Genomic DNA, 17439 nt, shown 5'->3' with positions numbered 1-17439 from the left:
TTTAATTGGACAATGGAGGAGGTAATCAAAAAATAAACCGGCCGAATGAGGCGTAGCTCCTCATCGTGCGGCCAACTCAGTTCACCGAGCCGTTGTAGTCGGCGGGGGTGGTCAGCTCCACTTCGTCGTACTCGCGCCAGCCGTCGCCGGGGGTGGTGGTTTTCAGGTGGGCCCAGCCCATGAGGATGTAATTGTAGTCCAGGTCTTCGAGGCCCACGGCCTGAAATTCGGGCATCTGGCTTTTGGCCACGTAGCATTTGTCGGCCAGGCTGTAGCCGATGCATTTGGCGTACAAGTCGTTGGCGGCGTTGCGCTCGTCGGTGGTCAAATTCACCAAGCGCCGGGCAAAAGGCACCAGCAATTCGGCCTGCGTATCGATGGCGTAGGGCCGCCAGTAAAACACGGAAAGCAGATTGCCGGAAACCAGCCGCGGCCGCTCCTTCGATTTATTCCCCACGTAAGCGCCCACCGTGGCCAGGGTATAGTCGTGTAAGAACTTGTCCAGCAGGCCCTGGGCGCGCTGGTTGTTGGTAAGCATCGCCTGTTCGCTGGCCCTGATTTTGGTAATGGTGGTCATGGGCTCGCCCAGCGCATCGGCCAGCGCGAAGGCGGCGGCTATCTGGCCCTCGTGCGCCAGGGCAGTCGCCAGGTCGGAGAAAGCGACTTGTAGCGGGATTCGGCTAAAGCGGGGCTGGCCGCGAAGCCGTTTGGTGAGTGGCAGAAGTGTATCTATCAGGCCGCGGCGGGTTAGTTCGCGGTGGTTTTGCAAGGGTGCGGAGACGCGGAGCAGCAGGGCGTTGCGCTGCTGTCGGCGGGTGTTGTCGGGGAGCAAGCCGGGCTGGGCGATGGCCCGAATCCAGGCCAGGTTGGGGCGGTATTGGGCGGAGCGGGACAGGGCTTCGGAAAACAGGGAATTGGTGCGGGCGTTGGAGTAGCGGTCCGGCAGGGCGGCTTCCACGAAGGCCACGCTGTCGAGGAGCTGCACCACGGCGCGGTCGGGCTGCGGGCTGCGGGCTTCGTGCTGCAGCTCGTACCGAAAGAAGGCGTCGAACGAGCAGGTGTAGTAGGTTTCGAAAGCCAGCGTTTTGGGGCGGGTGGGCAGCTGCAGATACTGTTGCGGGCTTTGCGCGCCGGTGCTGGCCTCCGTGGTACCGCTGACCTGGTGCGAGAGCTGGGGCGGGGCCAGGTTCCACTCAAAGGAGTTAATCTGATGAACGTTTTTCCGCTTCTGATGCCCGTCCGCGTCGGTCAGCGACGAGTGGGCTTTCGTGCTCGCGAGGAGTCGTTCGAGTTGCCCAAGCGCGCGACTGAATTGCTCAAACGACTCTTGAGCCGCCGCCGGCTGGTGCTTGATTTCGGCCAGATACCCGCCCTGCATCTTGCTCAGAAAAGCACTCAGAAACAGCTCGTCGCGGGTGTTGTAGAACGATTCCGGCACGCCGTCGGCCAGGTCGTGCTCCTCGCTTTCGATGAAAATGGATTCCTGGTGGGCAATGGCCGGAATGGCCCCGCGCAGGGCCGCCCAGGCCTTGTCGCGGCTCGCGGCGGGCACGGAGAAGCTCACGCGGTCAGAATTCAGGTAGCCCGGGTCGACGCCGCCCAGGCGGACGGCATCGGCCCGGTTCAGGTTGGTAATGGTGGCTTTCTGGCTCACGTCGAACACCTGCTCCACCGGGGCTATGCTGAGCAGGCTGTACGTGGTGGCCGCAAATAACTCGTTGAACGTGAAGCCCCCCACCTGGGCACAAGCGTTCAGCAACTGGTGCGTATTGGCGGGGGTGAGCAGCTCGTATTTCACCAGGTAGGGCACCAGGGCAATGCCGCCGTTGGCATCGGTGAGGGTGAGGGGCTGGCGGCGCATGGTGTCGAGGCATTGGGCCAGCTGCGGCAGCTGGCGCAGGGCGGCAAAGGCCATAGCGGCCGTGAGGTAGCCCCCGCTGTGCGGGGTGCTGCTCTCGCGCGAATACAGCGTGCCCGTGGGCGGAAACAGCCGGTTGAACTGCTGAACCGTGCTGGCATCGAAAGGACTTAAGCCCTGGAGGAAAGCAAGCTCGGCGAGGCTGTCGGTACCCTGGCCCAGCAGCACGCGCAGACAAAAGCCGAAAGCCACCGGGCTGGGCGCGGGCCGCACCGTGGTTGGGGTTTCAATTTCCCGCCGCACGTAGGCCCGCAGGTTGTGCAGCAGCTGTTGTTTGACTGCTGCGAGGTGCTGGCGCACCGGTAGCGGCATGCGGCCCGGGCGGTGCTGGGCCGCGTGCTGCTCGTCCCAGGCCAGGTAGTGGGTGAGGGCCATGACGGTACGGGCCGTGAGCACGGCCACCCGCCGTTGCGGCTCGCTGAAGGTAGCCGCGCCGCTGGCCGGGCGATTGATGCTACCGGCCCGGGCCAGGCGGCGCTCCAGGTCGTGCAGCACGGGCCGGATGTAGGGGTTTTCGCGCTCCACCGAATCGTATTCCACGTTGCTGAGGCCGCCGTACATGCTCAGCTCAATGTCCAGGGCCAGGGTGTCATTGGCCAGGGAATCAAGCATGTGGGGGAAGGCGTAGTCGCGGGCTGTCCGGCCGCTGAGCCAGGGGCGGTACAGGTTGTTTTTCAGCCGGTCGGCGTTGATGAAAAACGCGGCCATGTCCCGCACCGCGATGAACGGCGGCTTCTGAAACTCCCGGTCGCGGTCGAAATAGCCATTCACAATGGAATAGGCCACGTAGTCGCTTTGCTGGCGGCGGTGCCGCACGCCCAGCCATACCAGGGCCACCAACAGTAGCGGCAGCAGCACAGCCGCCGCCAGCCGCCACGCCCCGTAGTGGGCCACCAGCAGCGGAAACCGCAGGCGGCGGCGGCTGGCCTTCAGGTAGCGCGTCAGGATGCCGTTCTGGGCGGCCGCCTGCTCTTCGCGCAGCCTTGCATCGGCGGTGGGGCTGGTTTCGAGGTAGTAGGCCAGCCAGTTGGCCGCGCCTTTTTTACCGGCGTGCCACTGGGCAAAAAAAGTGTAGAGGCCAATGGGCAGCAGGAAGCCCGGGCTTTCGTCGTTGGCCTGCCAGCGGCCCACCTGCTGCATAAAATTCTCCGCGATGCGCACGTCGGCGGCTTCCTGGCGCGCCCAGCGGGCCAGGTGCTGCCAGTTCCGAATCAGGCTCTCGTGCGTGATGTCGAGCACGGCATCGGGCGGGAGCACGGCGCGGTCGTCGTCATCCTCCCCCAGAAACGGCGACAGAAACGTGGTGCCCGCCGCCCGGAAGGGCCGCAAAATGCGGCACACCACCGGCCAGGGCAGGTTTTTATCGTCGATAATGGCCGTGATTTGGGCGCCCGTCAGGCGGTTGCGCACCACGCGCTTGCCGTCGGTGCGGGTGAGCACCCGGAACGTCTGCTCGATGACCCGCTCGGCGGTGCCCGGCGGCAGGGGCGGGCTGAAGTCGCGGTTGTACAGCTCGTTGGCCTCGGCGTAGAGCTGGTTGGCGTGGGCATCGAGCACGTTGAGCAGCGAGGGATTGGCCAACAGAAAATCGCGCTGCTGGGCCGGCAGCGTGGCTTGCCACTGCGCAAAACGGATTTGGTCGGCGGCCGGCAGCTCGTCGCTGAGCCCGCCCACCATGGCGTAGTGGAGCAGGTCCATTTCCTCGCGGCCTTCAGCGGCGGCCAGCCAGATGCGGCGCAGCGCATGCTGCAGCACCGGCAGCTGGTCCTGGCCGTGGCCGATGTCGTAGAGCAGGCGCTGCACCAGCCGCTCGCTGATGCGGTTGCCGCTGAGCAGCGCCGGCTCCCGAATCACCTCCACAAACTCGTGGCGCACCAGCCGCGGCACGAAGTACTGGCTGGTCCCAATCTGCTCACTCAGGCCCCGAAACTCGGCGCACTGGCCCACAAAATCGGAGCGCATCGTGCACACAATGTAGATGGGCAGGCCCTCGGCCCGGGCCAGGCGGGTGGTTTCCAGCAGCAGGTTCACCACGGTTTGGGCGGCGGTGTTGGGCGTGTCGCCGTCGTAGTTTTCGGGGTTGGTGAAGAACTCCTCGAACTGGTCGACGACTATGAGCAGGTTGGCGGCATCGCGCTGGTGGCGGCGCTCCTCGGCCGGCGTGAGGTCCGGCGGGGGCGGGGCAGGGCACAGGGCGGAGGTTTTGTAAAGCTGCACCAAAGCCGAAAACCCCTGTTCCAATTCGGTTTCGATGGCCCGGTGGCTGGGCAGGCGCAGCGCCGTGGCCAGGGCCTGCGAAAGGTTGCGCAGGGGGCTGCGCTCGGGCTGAAAGGTGGCCACCGTCCAGCTGCTGTAGCGTGCCCGCAAAAAACCGGCCCGCACCTCGGGCAGCAGCCCGGCAAATACCAGCGACGACTTGCCATCGCCCGAGGCACCGGTTATCATCACAAACCGCTGCTCGGCCAGCAAATTCAGGCACTTGGCCACGTGGCTTTCGCGGCCCCGGAAGTAGATGGCCTCGTCTTCGGTGAAGGTGCGCAGCCCGGTGTAGGGGCAAATGGGGGCGTCGAGCCCGAACAGGGACGACGCGGCGACGGTCGAAGCGTCCATTTAGGCCGGCAGGTTGAGTTGCTGGAACACGCGCCGCACCTCCTCGCTCACGCCTAGATGCGGCTGGATGCGCGAAATGACCTTCGGGGCTTTGAAGCCGTGCATGCGGTTGTGCACCGGGTCATCTTCGCCCACAAACAGGATGGGCGTGCTGGAGCCCGCCCCGCCCACCAGCCGCCACACCTGCTTCACAAACGGCAGAGCCCAGCCGGCGCTGTGCTTGAAATACACCACCGCCAGCTTGCTTTTGGGAATGGCCCGCACCGTGATATCCTTGTATAAATCTTCGCTGTCGGGCTCAATGGTGAGAATTTCCAGCGGAAACTCCTCGCTCAGCCGGTCGGTAATGGCGTTGGCTTCTTCCAAATCCACCTCATTGAAAACGAAGAATATATCCGTTTCCTTCTCGATGATGGGCGCCGGCGGGGCGGCCTGACGGAGGCTGCTGCGCAGGTCCTCGACCAGTTGCATGGCGCTGGGTGCGTTGGTGAAGGTGCACTGCTCGGTGAGCTCGTTGCGGATGGTGTTCACGAAGGCTTTCTGGGCGGGTTTCACGGCCAGGGCCTCATCGGGGCAGTACCACACAAACTGCCGGAAGGCCGGCCGGCTGCCGGCTACCCGCCGCGCCTCCTGGTAGGCATACATCGGGAAGGAGCATTCGTCGTCGTCCTCAAACCGGCGGCCAAACTCATTGCCCAGCAAATGCAGCGCGCACACCGCCGAGGCCAGTGCCTCCTGCGTGCGCAGCCGGAACTCGTTCTCATCCAGCGGGCAGTCGGACGCAGGTACTACGTGCAGGCCGGCTTTGGTGCATACCAGCACCAGTTCCTCGCGCCGGGCCGCCAGCTCCTTCGAGGTCCAGGCCAGAAAAACCACTGGGCCGGCGGCAGCCGACGGCACCTCCGCAATCGGGGCCGGTGTTGCCGGCGACCAAGTCGGAGCTGGGGCAGCGGCAGGCGTACTCTGGTGCTTAGCAGCGGCCACGAGCTCCTTGATGGCGTTGGCTACCTTGTTGATTTGGTTGCGGTAGAGCAGGCCGCCGGCGGGGCGGGGCAGCTCGTCGTCCTTGGCGCGCAGGGGGCGGTTCACGCCCAGGTCCTCGTACACGAAGTCTATCGTACGCAGTGGGCCGCCCATGGTGTGCTCCAGGAGCTGCACATCGGTGGCATCGAGGTTGTGGATGCGCAGGGGCAGGATGCGGCAGCCCACGTTGCCGCTGGGCAGGCGCAGGTGCAGGCCCAGGCGGTCGGCGCTGGCCTGTTGCAGAAAGGGCAGAAACTCGTGCTGCCACGAAAACCGCTCGGTGTCGCAGTAGGTCTGCGAGATGAGCGGAATCAGGATGAAGGAGCGCAGGCGGTGAGCCAGGCTGGGGCCCACAATGTGCGTATCGCCCAGGCCGTCGGTGCGGTCCTTGTCGAAATAAATGCTCAGCCGCTCCTTGATAGTGGCCGCTAGCTCTTCCTGCAGCCGGGCCACAAACTCGGTCACCCAGCCGTCGAATCGGTTGTCGTTGTGCCGGTAGCTGATGAAGATGTCGTACTCGAACTCGGGTAGCAGGGCAGCCATAAGGCAGGTAGAGTTGGAAAAGAAGCCGGCCGAAAGCTGCCTCATGCCGGATGGAGCGGCGTTTGTCTGAATATAGCCGGGCCGCAAGGTAGCAGTTGCCAGTTGTTTATGGAAAAGCAGGGTTGAGAAAAGGCCCTGAACCTGTTCGGCGGTGCCGTAGCCGTGCGTACTTCGCCGCGGGACGGGCGTGGCGGTTGGGGTGGGTCGGCATTCGTTCCCCGCTATCTTGCTCATTCCTCGCTAACTAGCGCATCATCCCATTGCTCTTCGATGCGGCTTGTATTATGCAAAATTCCAGCGCCTTAAGTCCTGAGCTATTCGTCATCGGTTTTGTGGGCAAGCGCCTGTTGCCGCCGGGCGGCGAGGCGACTTTGCGTGCCACGCTCGCGCAGGTGCTTGACCACCTGGAAGCCGAGCACCCCGGCCCGGACCACGCGCTGCTGGGCGTTTCGTCGCTGGCGCTGGGGGCTGATACCGTATTTGTTGAGCTGCTAGCGGAGCGCGCCCGCCGGGTGCCCGCCACCGGCCAGCCGGCTTACGCGCAGCTGATATTTCTGCCCACGCCACCCGCTGGTTTCTTCCTGCCCGAAGACTTCCGCCTGGGCGACGAGGCCGCCACCGACCCCGCCGTGGCAGCCCGGGTGGCTCGCTCAGAAAGCCTGCTACGAGGCCCCAACGTGCGCGAGGTACGTATCACGGGCACCAGTGCGGACCGCGACGAGCGGTTTGCCGAAACGGCCTTCGCCATTGTGGCTGCGTGCGATGTGCTACTGGTAGCCTGCACCCAGGCCGACTACGACGCAGCCCTCGCCCCGGAGCCGACTACCAAGCTGGCCCGCGGCGGCTCGGCCGAGACGTTGCGGCATGCCAGGGCCGCGCACAAGCGGGCCACAGTGATAATAGTAGACGCACTAGGAGCAAATGCGCAACTACCCATTAAACTGGTAGAACCGCTCTTATAGCGCGTGGTCGGTCTTCACATCCTGGCCCGACCAGATTTGGCGGGCGGTCCAGTCCTGCGCCGGGCTGGTCCAGAACGGGTCGCTCGCGGGCAGGCCCAGCGGCAGAAACGCGGTGGTGCACAGGTACAGGCTGCCAGTCGAAATGTAGGTTTCGCCAATGCCCGGCTGGTGTCCGCACAGCCCGATTTGCAGCCAGCCCTGCGCGTCGAACGTGCCTTTGGGTTCCATCGTGCGCCGAATCACGGCCGTGAGGGCACTGCGCACCTGCCCGGCCGGCAGCTCGGCGGTCAATAATTGCTGCAAACTGACCTGAGCCAGGTGCTGAAAGGCCCCGCAACGATAAGCCAGTGAGCGCCCGAAAGCCGCAAACGAGCCATCGGGCGCAATCAGCCGTTCCTGCACGGCGGCGTAGCGCCGGGCGCGGGCCTGGAGGCGCTCCAGCAGCTCCTTGGTTTCCTTGCCGGCCGCCACCAGCGTGCCCACCACGTCCAGCAGCATGGGCTGAATGACGTAGCTGTTGTAATAGTCCCAATGAAAATCGGGGCCGTCGCCGTAGGTGCCGTCGCCCTTGTACCAGGTCTGGTGCTCCTTGATGGCGTAATCCATCCGCATCAAATCGCCGCTACCAGTGAACTTGAGCAATGCTGCCTCAATGATGCCACTGAACAATAACCAGTTGCTATACACCGGCTTGATAATGCGGCTGCTTTGCAGCGCCTGCACCAACTGCTGCTGCGTGGCAGCGGGCAGTTTGGCCCAGAGTTGAGTAGGCGCGCGTAATAGGGCATGAGCCAGGAAAGCCGCATCTACCACCGGCTGTCCGCCCTGAGTAAAGTTCAGAAAACCTGGCGACTGTGGGTTTACAGCGTGGGCAATGGTCTGGCGGGCCTGTTCGGCGGCGCGCTGCTGGCGCGCTTGCTCGGTCGCGGGCACGTCGGCCAGTTCCAGCCAGGGGGCCAGGCCGGCCAGGGTGCGGCCCAGCGCTTCGAGGTGCGTGACGCGGCGGCGGCTTTCCTGCTGCCCGGCCGCTGATTCCACGGGCATAGCTGTTTTGAGTGTGCCTTCGGCCCCGGCTTTTAGCACCGGCTCTACGATACGCAGCAGAGTTGTCACCCAGTAGTCGCGGTCGGCCACCGGCTTGGCGGGCCGCGTGGCCTCGATGGGCAACGCCACCGTCGGCATTGAAAGCGCCGACAGGCCCGCACCAACTCCCGCAATAAATGAGCGTCGCTTCATAGGTAGCAGGGCCGAAAGGCCGCTAAATCAATGCTTGAGCTTGATGACTTCGGAGCCGGCCAGCAGGAAGGCCCCGGTGCCGTACACTTCCCAGCTTTCGGCCGAAAAGTCGCGGCGCGGGTCGGCCCCGATGGGCTGCACCCAGCCCACGCGGCCTTCCGGCGATACCACTTTGTTGAGCGCTACCCAGGCTTTTTGCACGGCGGGCAGGTAGGTGGCCTGGTCGAGCAGGCCGTTATTGATGCCCCAGGCCATGGCGTAGGTATCGAAGCCCGAGCCCGAGGTTTCGCCGCCGGGGTAAGCGGCCGGGTCGAGCAGGCTGGAGCGCCACAGGCCGTCGGGCTGCTGCAATTGCACCAGCCGGGCGCTCATTTCCTTGAACAGGCCCGCGTAGAAAGGCCGCGTGGGATGGTTCGTGGGCAGTTCCTGGAGGATTTGCACCAGGCCGCCCATCACCCAGCCATTGCCCCGGCTCCAGAAAATGCGTTGGCCATTGCTCTCCTTTTTGCCTTCACCCGATTCGCTCCACAGGTAGGAAGCATCGCGCGAAAACAGGTGCTCCTGGTGGTTGAACAGCCGCCGGTACGTCTGCTGATACAGCGTGTCGCTCAGGGCCACGTATTTGGGCTGATTCTCAATCAAACCCAGCTTCACGAGCACGGGTGGCCCCATGAACAGGGCATCGCACCACCACCAAGCAATGCCGTTTTTCTGCACTTCCGGGCCGGGCACGGTGCGGAATTTTTCCACCACGGCCAGGGTCGGCTCTATCATGCGCCGGTCCTTTTTCAGGCGGTAGAGGTTGAGGTAGGTCTGGCAGATGGCAATGTCGTCGGCGTGGTCGTAGCGGCGGTCGGGCTGCCACTTGGTGCGTTCGCCCATGGCCATGAGCGAGTCGAGAATGAGCTTCGACTTGGTGGTCTGGTACGCGGCAAACACGCCGGAGTAGAACGCGCCGTTGGTCCAGTCCGTGACCTTGTGCTTTGGATGGGCCAGCTGCCATTTGGTGGCTTTCAGCAACTGCTGCTTGATGAATTTGGGCTTGAAAACGGCCTTGTCGGCGGCGGTCATTTCCTGGGCGTGGCCGGCGCGGCCGAGGCCCAGGGCCAGCAGCAGCCCGCAGGCCAGCGGACGAAGAGAGAGGAACATATGGATGGGGTGGGGAATGAAGCGGGCCGAATCCGGCGGCGAAATCTAACCACAATACTAGGCCACCCCGCCGGGATTTGGCGGGGGCGTTTTGGGAGATTAGGGGGGCGGTTTTCGTCGGGTAGCTTGAAGGGATGCTGATTGTCAATGCCGTATACATGAGAATGCCATGCTTCGACTTCGCTCAGCATAACGTTCTTGCGCTTCACGCCACTGGTTCGGCCGAGGCGGCTTCCCGGCCCTGCCGGTGCTGCTTGGCGTATTCGGAGGGCGAGACGTTGTAGATTTTCTGGAACGCCTTGCGGAAATACTTGGCGTCCTCAATGCCCACTTCGAAGGCTACTTCGGACACGCGCATCTGGGTTTGAGCCAGCAGTTGGGCGGCGCGCTTCATGCGCACGTCGCGGATAAACTCCACGGCCGTCTGCCCGGTGATGCTCTTGATGCGGCGGTAGAAAACGGACTGGCTCATGGCCATTTCCTTCACCAGTACCTGCACGCTGAACTCGGAGTTGTCGAGGTTTCGCTCCACCACGCCCATGGCCTGCTCCAGAAATTGCCGGTCGGCATCGGCCACTACTATTTCGGTGGGCTCCAGCAGGATGTGGCGCTGGTAATACTCGTGCAGCAGCTCGGGCGACGAGCGGTGGCCCGCAACGGAACCGGCGTGCCCATCACCTTCGGCAGCGTCACGCTGCCGGGCGTGAACAGCCAAGTGGGGCTGTTGGCCCGCCTGAGAGACACGACGCTGCCTACGCAAAGTAGAGAAGGTTAAGACGGGGCACTGGAACCTTGCATTCGATAAGCGGTGTAGTGCTTAAACGTAAAACTAAATGCCTTGTGGCGGCAGTAGTTTCGCAGGGATGTATATTTGGGTTAGCCGTGCCGGGCGGGTTTATTTCCGGTGCTTTCTGGTTCGTCTGTGTTTAAAAGGCCTATAGTTTGTTGGATGAGCTGGTTGCTGCCCGTGTGGCTGCTGCTCATGGGCTGTGCCAGGCCAGCTGCACCCCCGGCATACCGCATTGGTTTCTCTCAGTGCAGCACCCACGGCGTCTGGCGCAAGGCCGTCTTAGAGGGGATGCAGCGGGAATTGAGTTTTCACCCGGAGGTCCAGCTGCGCATGCTCGATGCCGAGGACAGCAGCCCCCGGCAGGCCGAGCAGATTCGCCAGCTGATGCGCGAGGGCATCGACCTGCTGATAGTGTCTCCCTACGAGCCCGGTCCCGTGACGCCCGCGGTGGAGGAGGCCTTCCAAAACGGTATTCCTGTGGTACTGCTCGACCGTCGGATTACTTCGCAGCAGTACACGGCCTACGTGGGCGGCGACAACGTGGAGATAGGGCAAATAGCGGCTAAATACGCCGCTCAATTGCTGCATAAGCGCGGCGAAATCATCGAAATTCTGGGGGCACCCGGCTCTTCGGCGACCATAGGGCGGCATCAGGGATTTTCTCAGGCGTTGACGGCTTTTCCGGGCATGCGGCTGGTAGCACAGGTGAATGGCAACTGGAATATTACGACGCTCAAGCCGGTGCTACGGGCTGCTTTGCAGGCACATCCCGATGTGTCGCTCATCTTTTCGCACAACGACAATATGGGCCGCGCCGCCTCCGAGGTGCTAACGCAGCTGGGGCGCAAAGGGCAGGTGCGCATCATTGGGGTCGATGGCTTGACGCCCGAGCTGGTGAAGCAAGGCATCCTCACCGCCTCGATGTTGAACTCGCCAGCGGGCGAAGATGCCATTCGTACGGCGCTGAAAATTCTCAATCGGCAGCCCTTCAAGCGGGAAAACAAGCTGAACACGGTTGTCATCGATTCGACGAATGTGCTGACGATGCAGCAGCAAAGCGAGAAAATCCTCACGCAGCAAAAAGACATCGAGCTACAGCACGGCCTGCTGCAAAGCCTGCGCGCCACGTACGCCAGCCAGCAAACCGTGCTCTACGTGCTGCTCGCCACGCTGTTGATTGCCCTAGCGCTGGGCGCTATTGCTTGGCGCTCGGCCCGGCAGCTGGCCCTCCGGAGCGCAGAAAATGACCGCATCAACCGTCGGCTAACGGTTCAGAACGAGGAAATCAGCGCGCAGCGTAACCAGATTCAGGAATTGGCCGAGCAAGCCCGGGCCGATACCGAGGCCAAGCTGCGCTTCTTTACCAATTTCTCGCACGAGCTGCGCACGCCCCTCACCCTTATTCTGGGCCCGGTGGAAGAGCTGCTCAGCGCGAGCGCCAGCTTCTCGGGACCGCAGCGGCAGGACCTGGCCTTGGTGCGGCGCAATACCCAGCGGCTGCTGCAGCTGGTGAACCAGCTGCTCGACTTCCGCAAGCTTGAGGTAGGCAAAATGGCGGTGCACGCGACGGAAGGCGACTTGGTGGCATTTCTGCGGGAAATTGTGGAGGTGTTTGAAAAGCCGGCGCAGCTTCGGGGCGTGCGCATGCAGCTGCTGGCGGCCGAGCCGGTGCTGCCCGCCTGGTTCGACGGCAATATTCTCGACAAGGTGTTTTTTAACCTGCTGTCCAATGCCTTAAAGTTTACGCCCGACCAAGGCCTGATTACCATCAGCGTGCAGGCCGCCGAGCCGGGCCGGGTGCAGGTGAGCGTTGCCGATACCGGCCGGGGCATCAGCGACCGGGACCGGGCGCATATTTTCGAGTGGTTTTACCAGGGCGACCAGGGAGCCGTAGCCAAGGGCTCGGGCATGGGGCTGGCCCTGGCGCAGGGGCTGGTGCGCCTGCACCAGGGCCAGCTGGATTTCAGCAGCCAGCCCGGCAAGGGCAGCACCTTCACCGTGACGCTGCCCCGCGAGCTGCCCGAGGCGCTCCGCGCCGTGGGGCCCGCCAGTTTGCCCGCCATCACCCTCCTCGACGAGCCCGAGCCTATTCCGACTGACGCGGAAGGCGCTATGGCCGCGGAGGCTGCCGACCCCGGAAACGAAACCGTGGTGCTCGTCATCGAAGACAACCAGGAAGTAAACGATTTTCTGGTGCGGAAGCTGGGCAGCGCCTTCCAGGTGCGCAGCGCTACCGATGGCCACTCGGGCTTTCAGCTGGCCACCGACCTGATTCCCGACCTGATTGTGTGCGATGTGATGATGCCCGGCCTCAGTGGCCTGGAAGTGGTGACGCTGCTCAAGGCCGACTGGCGCACCAGCCACATTCCGGTGGTGCTGCTCACGGCCCGCAATGCGTCGGAGCAGCAGTTGGAGGGCGTGCAGGCCGGGGCCGACCTCTACCTCACCAAGCCCTTCAACCCTACCTTCCTGCTCGAAAGCGTGCGTACCCTGCTGGCCAACCGCGCCCGCCAGCGCGAGCATTTCCGCCGCGAGCTGAGCGTGGATACGGCCACGGTGGCCCCGGCCAGCCCCGACCAGAAATTCCTGGCCGACCTCACCGCCGCCGTCGAGGCCGGCCTGAGCGAGGCCGACGTGAGCGTGGAGGAAGTCGCCCGTCGGCTGGGCATCTCGCGCATGCAACTGTATCGAAAAGTGAAGGCGGTGCTGGGCACCGGCGTCACCGACTTCATCCAAAGCGTGCGCCTGACAAAAGCCCGCGAGCTGTTGCTCGACAGCCAGCGCTCCATTGCCGATGTGTCGTACGAGCTGGGCTTCTCGTCGCCGGCCTATTTCGCCACTAGTTTCCGGGCGCGCTACCAGCTTTCGCCATCGGCGTTTCGGGCGCTGCATATTTCCACCCCGAACTGAAACAATCCCGAAAGCCCTGTAATAAAATCGAAACCGATTCCCGAATGGGAGTCGGTTTTTGCTTTTTATATAATTGACAATTAATGATTTGAGTAAAAATCGGGGATTGAACAAACGTTGCAAAAAATGAGAAAGTGATACGGGTAAGCAGAAAAGAACTTTGAGATGTAGCAGGCTTACCCCCGAAGCAGCTTCCGTGAGTTGCCTTTGGCCGTGGAAGCTGACGCATCCCTCAACCATCTCTTTTCAATGGCTGGTGCTCCTTTGGGGCAACAGCTGAAAATCCCACCCCCGAGCAATTTTCAGGCTTAGCCTCTGGAAGTGGCCCGGTGCTTATTCGCAACGAACATGAGTTCTGTCAATCTCAAGCAGCTTGCCGCCCATTTGGGCCTGGCACAGTCCACGGTATCCCGCGCTTTGCGCGACAGCTACGAAATCAGTACGGCCACCTGCCAGCGGGTTCAGGAAGTAGCGCGGCAGCTTAACTACACGCCCAATCCCTACGCCGGCAGCCTGCGCAACAACGTAACCAAAACCATCGGCTTGGTGCTGCCCGAGGTCGATAACCACTTTTTCTCGCTGGCCATCAACGGCATCGAGGAAATCGCGCAGCAAAACGGCTACCACGTGCTCATCTACATCACGCACGACAGCCAGGAGCAGGAAGTTGCCGTGTCCAAATACCTCACCAGCGGCCGCGTCGATGGCATCCTGGTTTCACTGGCCAGCGGCACGGTCGATATCACGCATCTGGAAAACCTGAAGGAGATGGGCGTGCCCATGGTGCAGTTCGACCGTGTGAGCGAAAAGCTCAACACCGCCACCGTGACGACGGACGACTTTGCCAGCGGCTACAACGCCACCGAACACCTGCTCAAGGCGGGCTGCCGCCACATTGCCCACCTGCAGGTAGCCGAGAATTTATCAATTGGCAGCAAGCGGCTGCAAGGCTATATGGCCGCCCTTGAGGCCCATCAGGTGCCTTACGACGCCAGCCTGGTGCTCGACAGCAACGGCTCGAATGACGAAAACCTGGCGAACATCAAAAACCTACTGGAGCAGCACCCGCAAATCGATGGCATTTTTGCCGCGGTCGAGCGCCTGGCGTTGGGCAGCTACCGGGCCTGCCAGAGCCTGGGGAAAAGCATTCCCGATGACGTAAAAATCATTGGTTTTTCCAACATGGAAACGGCCTCGCTGCTCGCGCCCAGCCTGACCACCATCACCCAGCCCGCCTATGCCATCGGGAAGGAGGCGGCCCGGATACTGTTTCAGGCCATCAATAAAAACAAGCCGGTACTACCCAGCCAAAGCCTCGAATTGAAATCGGAGCTCATCGTCCGGGCTTCGTCGGCGGGGAACGGGCATTCTAAGTTGCGCAGCCTTTTTGAGAAGGCGTCTGCTTCCGATGATGAGGGCGCTAACTGGTACGGCCGCGTGGGATAGGCTTGCCATACGGGAGCCGGTTGCGGTCTGTTTGGCCGGCGTACCGGCGTAACACTGGCTGCTCATCGGCGCGCTTCAATACAGCAGCACGACGAGGCTGCGGGCGCCGTGGGCGCCAATGACGAGCGACTGCTCGATGTCGGCCGTCTTGGAGGGCCCGGCCACGAACTTGCCGTAGCCGCCGGTGGTGGGCAGCTGGGCGTAGGCCTGGTGCATGGTGGCCACCAGGCGCCGCTGGTCGAGCACCAGGGCCAGGTGCTGGGTGACGGTGGGCAGCGCCCGGTGCAGCATGTTGGCCTCGGGCAGCCACACGGCCCCGTTCTCGGCCACGCCGATTTCGCCCGGCAACACCGCCAAATCGATAGCCGCCAGAATGCCGGTGGGCGTCTGCGCATTGATGGGCACAGAGGCGGCAAACAAAGGCGAGGCCGTGGTGCGCGCCTCGGGGAAAAGCTGCTGCAGCGTGGGCACCAGCTCGCCCAGACCATTCAGGCGCACGACCGTGCCGCCGATGCCGGCCAGCACCGTGGTGAACCGTTCAATGGTGGCCTCGCCGCCAAAGTCGGGCACGGTGGGCAGGGGCAACTCGGCGGGTTTGTTGGCCCTGACGGCGGCCAGGATGCGGTCGCGGGATGCGGTGCTCATGCGGACGGTTTGGGTTGGGCGGGCTGGGCGGCGGGGGGGGGCTGCTGGGCGTACCACTCGCGGAAGCTGTGCCTGGGCGGCTCGGGCAGCTCGCGGGCCACGGCCCAGGCGTTGAAGCCTTTGGCGTGGGTCAGGCCGTGGGGCAGCAGGCGCAGGGCCCGGCGGGCAAACTGCCCGCCCAGCCCATACACGCGGGTGCTGGCCAGCACGCGGCCCATAAATTTCATACTCCACTTCTTGGCGGCCGGGAGTTCGCCCGCCTCGCCCAGCACCTGGCGCCACTTGTAGAGCTGGGCGTGGATGTCGATTTTCACCGGGCACACGTCGGTGCACGAGCCGCAGAGCGTGCTGGCAAAGGGCAGCGAGGCGTGCTTTTTCAGGTCGATGTTGGGCGAGAGGATGGCCCCAATCGGCCCGGGCACGGTAAAATCGTAGCTGTGGCCGCCGCTGCGCCGGTACACCGGGCAGGTGTTCATGCAGGCCCCGCACCGGATGCACTTGAGCGAAGCCCGGAAGTCGGGCCGGCCCAGTTGCTGGGTGCGGCCATTGTCCACGATGACAATGTGCATCTCCTTGCCTGCCACCGGCTTGGTAAAGTGTGACGTGTACGTCGTAACCGGCTGGCCGGTGGCGCTGCGGGCCAGCAGCCGCGTGAATACGCCCAAATCCGTGAGGCGCGGAATCAGCTTTTCGATGCCCATGCAGGCGATGTGGACAGCCGCCAGGCTCACGCCCAGGTCGGCGTTGCCCTCGTTGGTGCACACCACCACGCTGCCGGTTTCGGCAATCGCAAAATTCACCCCCGAAATAGCCACTTGCCCGGCAATAAACTTGCCCCGCAAATGCTGGCGGGCGGCCTCGGCGAGGCGCTGCGGGTCGCTTTCGCCCTTTTCCGTGCCCAGGTGGGTGTGAAAGGTGTCGCCCACGTCCTCCTTTTTCAGGTGGATGGCGGGCAGCACAATGTGGCTCGGCGGCTCGTCCCGGAACTGAATAATCCGTTCACCTAAATCCGTGTCCACCACCTCAATGCCGTGCTGTATCAGGTACGGGTTCAGGTGGCATTCCTCCGTCAGCATCGACTTGCTTTTGACAATGCGTGTGGCGCCCTGCTGCCGGATAATATCCAGAATAATGGCGTTGTGCTCGGCCGCGTCGGCGGCCCAGTGCACGTGCACGCCATTGGCCTTAGCGGCAGCTTCGAACGCCTGCAAGTAGTGGTCGAGCCGGCTCAGCGTGTGGTCCTTGATGGCGGAGGCCAACTCACGCAGCTCCTGAAACTCGGGTACGGCGTACGCGGCGCGGTCGCGCTTCTCGCGCACGAACCACAGGGTCTCGTCGTGCCAGCTGGTGCGGTCGGCATCCAGCAGGAATTTATCGGCGCGGGTGGCGTGGGTCATGGCGTAACTCCGTTTAAGATTTCGGCGGCGTGCAGCACGCGGATGGGCAGCTGGGCGCGGCGCACGATGCCCTCCAGGTGCATCAGGCACGACATGTCGCTGCCGGTGAGCACCTGCGTGCCGTTGCGCACGTGGTCGGCCACGCGGTCCTGCCCCATGCGGGCCGAAATGCCGGCTTCGCTCACGCAGAACGTGCCGCCGAAGCCGCAGCACTCGTCGTTGCGGTTGAGCTGGGTGAGTTCGAGGCCATCAAGGGAGCGCAGCAGGCGGCTGAGCTGCCCGTCGCGCACGGGCGTCAGTTCCGATTCGGTGGCCTGGTGCAGGCCGCGCTGGCCGTGGCAGCTCAGGTGCAAACCCACTTTGTGCGGGAAGGCACCGGGCAGGCTCTCTACCTTCAGAACGGTGGTGATGAAGTCAATCAGGTCGTAGGCCGCGGCGCGCACGTGCTGCACGTCGGCCGTCTGCTCGAGCTTATCGAAGTGCTTGCGCACGTGGTAGACGCAGCTGCCGGAGGGGGCCACCACGTAGTCGTAGTCGCGGAAGGTGTCGACGAAGTGCCGGTAGATGGGCAGGGCCTCGCGCTCGCAGCCGCTGTTGGCCAGCGGCTGGCCGCAGCAGGTTTGCCGGGCCGGGAAATGGGCCCGCACCCCCAGCTTCTCCAACAGCTGCAGCGTGGCAATGCCGACCTGCGGGTAGAACTGGTCGATGTAACACGGAACAAATAGCGCAACTTTCATTTAAATTATAGACAGGAAAATTAAAATTGGGAAGTTATGTTCACTGCGTAACGTAATTTGCGACAACCAAAAT

General features: G+C 63.3%; 11 protein-coding genes. 3 read left to right on the top strand and 8 right to left on the bottom strand.

Going from position 1 to position 17439, the window contains the following annotated elements:
• Positions 1–76: 76 nt before the first annotated feature.
• Both ACYU7Q_RS09315 and ACYU7Q_RS09310 read right to left on the bottom strand, forming a co-directional pair.
• Positions 77–4528: an ATP-binding protein gene (locus tag ACYU7Q_RS09315; protein ID WP_460609177.1), complete on the bottom strand. Its 4452-nt coding sequence runs from the start codon at positions 4526–4528 to the stop codon at positions 77–79.
• On the bottom strand, positions 4529–6094 hold the full coding sequence (locus tag ACYU7Q_RS09310; RefSeq protein ID WP_460609176.1) for a hypothetical protein: 1566 nt from the start codon (positions 6092–6094) through the stop codon (positions 4529–4531).
• Between the two features lie 284 nt (positions 6095–6378).
• On the opposite strand from ACYU7Q_RS09310, the gene ACYU7Q_RS09305 reads away from it, so the two are divergent.
• Positions 6379–7056: a hypothetical protein gene (locus ACYU7Q_RS09305; protein WP_460609175.1), complete on the top strand. Its 678-nt coding sequence runs from the start codon at positions 6379–6381 to the stop codon at positions 7054–7056.
• Here the strand turns inward: ACYU7Q_RS09305 and ACYU7Q_RS09300 are convergent.
• The 3 genes from ACYU7Q_RS09300 to ACYU7Q_RS09290 all read right to left on the bottom strand — a co-directional run bounded on the left by ACYU7Q_RS09300 (position 7051) and on the right by ACYU7Q_RS09290 (position 10156).
• Positions 7051–8292 carry a DUF2264 domain-containing protein gene (locus tag ACYU7Q_RS09300; RefSeq protein ID WP_460609174.1) on the bottom strand — a complete coding sequence of 414 codons (1242 nt, stop codon included), beginning with the start codon at positions 8290–8292 and terminating at the stop codon, positions 7051–7053. The genes ACYU7Q_RS09305 and ACYU7Q_RS09300 overlap by 6 nt on opposite strands.
• Positions 8293–8319: 27 nt before the next feature.
• Entirely contained in the window at positions 8320–9441 is a 1122-nt protein-coding gene (locus ACYU7Q_RS09295; RefSeq protein WP_460609173.1) for a glycoside hydrolase family 88/105 protein, read from the bottom strand.
• 205 nt (positions 9442–9646) lie between these two features.
• Positions 9647–10156 carry a helix-turn-helix domain-containing protein gene (locus tag ACYU7Q_RS09290; protein ID WP_460609172.1) on the bottom strand — a complete coding sequence of 170 codons (510 nt, stop codon included), beginning with the start codon at positions 10154–10156 and terminating at the stop codon, positions 9647–9649.
• A gap of 234 nt (positions 10157–10390) precedes the next feature.
• On the opposite strand from ACYU7Q_RS09290, the gene ACYU7Q_RS09285 reads away from it, so the two are divergent.
• Together ACYU7Q_RS09285 and ACYU7Q_RS09280 are read left to right on the top strand one after the other, a co-directional pair.
• Positions 10391–13141 carry a substrate-binding domain-containing protein gene (locus ACYU7Q_RS09285; RefSeq protein WP_460609171.1) on the top strand — a complete coding sequence of 917 codons (2751 nt, stop codon included), beginning with the start codon at positions 10391–10393 and terminating at the stop codon, positions 13139–13141.
• 348 nt (positions 13142–13489) lie between these two features.
• Positions 13490–14587 (top strand): LacI family DNA-binding transcriptional regulator, encoded by a 1098-nt coding sequence (locus ACYU7Q_RS09280; protein ID WP_460609170.1) that lies wholly within the window; start codon positions 13490–13492, stop codon positions 14585–14587.
• A gap of 75 nt (positions 14588–14662) precedes the next feature.
• Here the strand turns inward: ACYU7Q_RS09280 and ACYU7Q_RS09275 are convergent, their stop codons facing one another.
• The 3 genes from ACYU7Q_RS09275 to ACYU7Q_RS09265 are packed head-to-tail and all read right to left on the bottom strand — an operon-like array spanning position 14663 to position 17366.
• Positions 14663–15232 carry a LutC/YkgG family protein gene (locus tag ACYU7Q_RS09275; protein WP_460609169.1) on the bottom strand — a complete coding sequence of 190 codons (570 nt, stop codon included), beginning with the start codon at positions 15230–15232 and terminating at the stop codon, positions 14663–14665.
• Complete coding sequence (locus ACYU7Q_RS09270; protein ID WP_460609168.1) at positions 15229–16629, bottom strand: lactate utilization protein B; 1401 nt, start codon at positions 16627–16629, stop codon at positions 15229–15231. The genes ACYU7Q_RS09275 and ACYU7Q_RS09270 overlap by 4 nt, the downstream gene beginning before the upstream one ends.
• Positions 16626–17366, bottom strand: a complete 741-nt coding sequence (locus tag ACYU7Q_RS09265) for a (Fe-S)-binding protein (RefSeq protein WP_460609167.1) — start codon at positions 17364–17366, stop codon at positions 16626–16628. The genes ACYU7Q_RS09270 and ACYU7Q_RS09265 overlap by 4 nt, the downstream gene beginning before the upstream one ends.
• Between the last annotated feature and the right edge of the window lie 73 nt (positions 17367–17439).

The sequence above is a fragment of the Hymenobacter terrigena genome (assembly GCF_054776515.1).
This window is presented reverse-complemented; position numbering and strand designations above follow the sequence as displayed.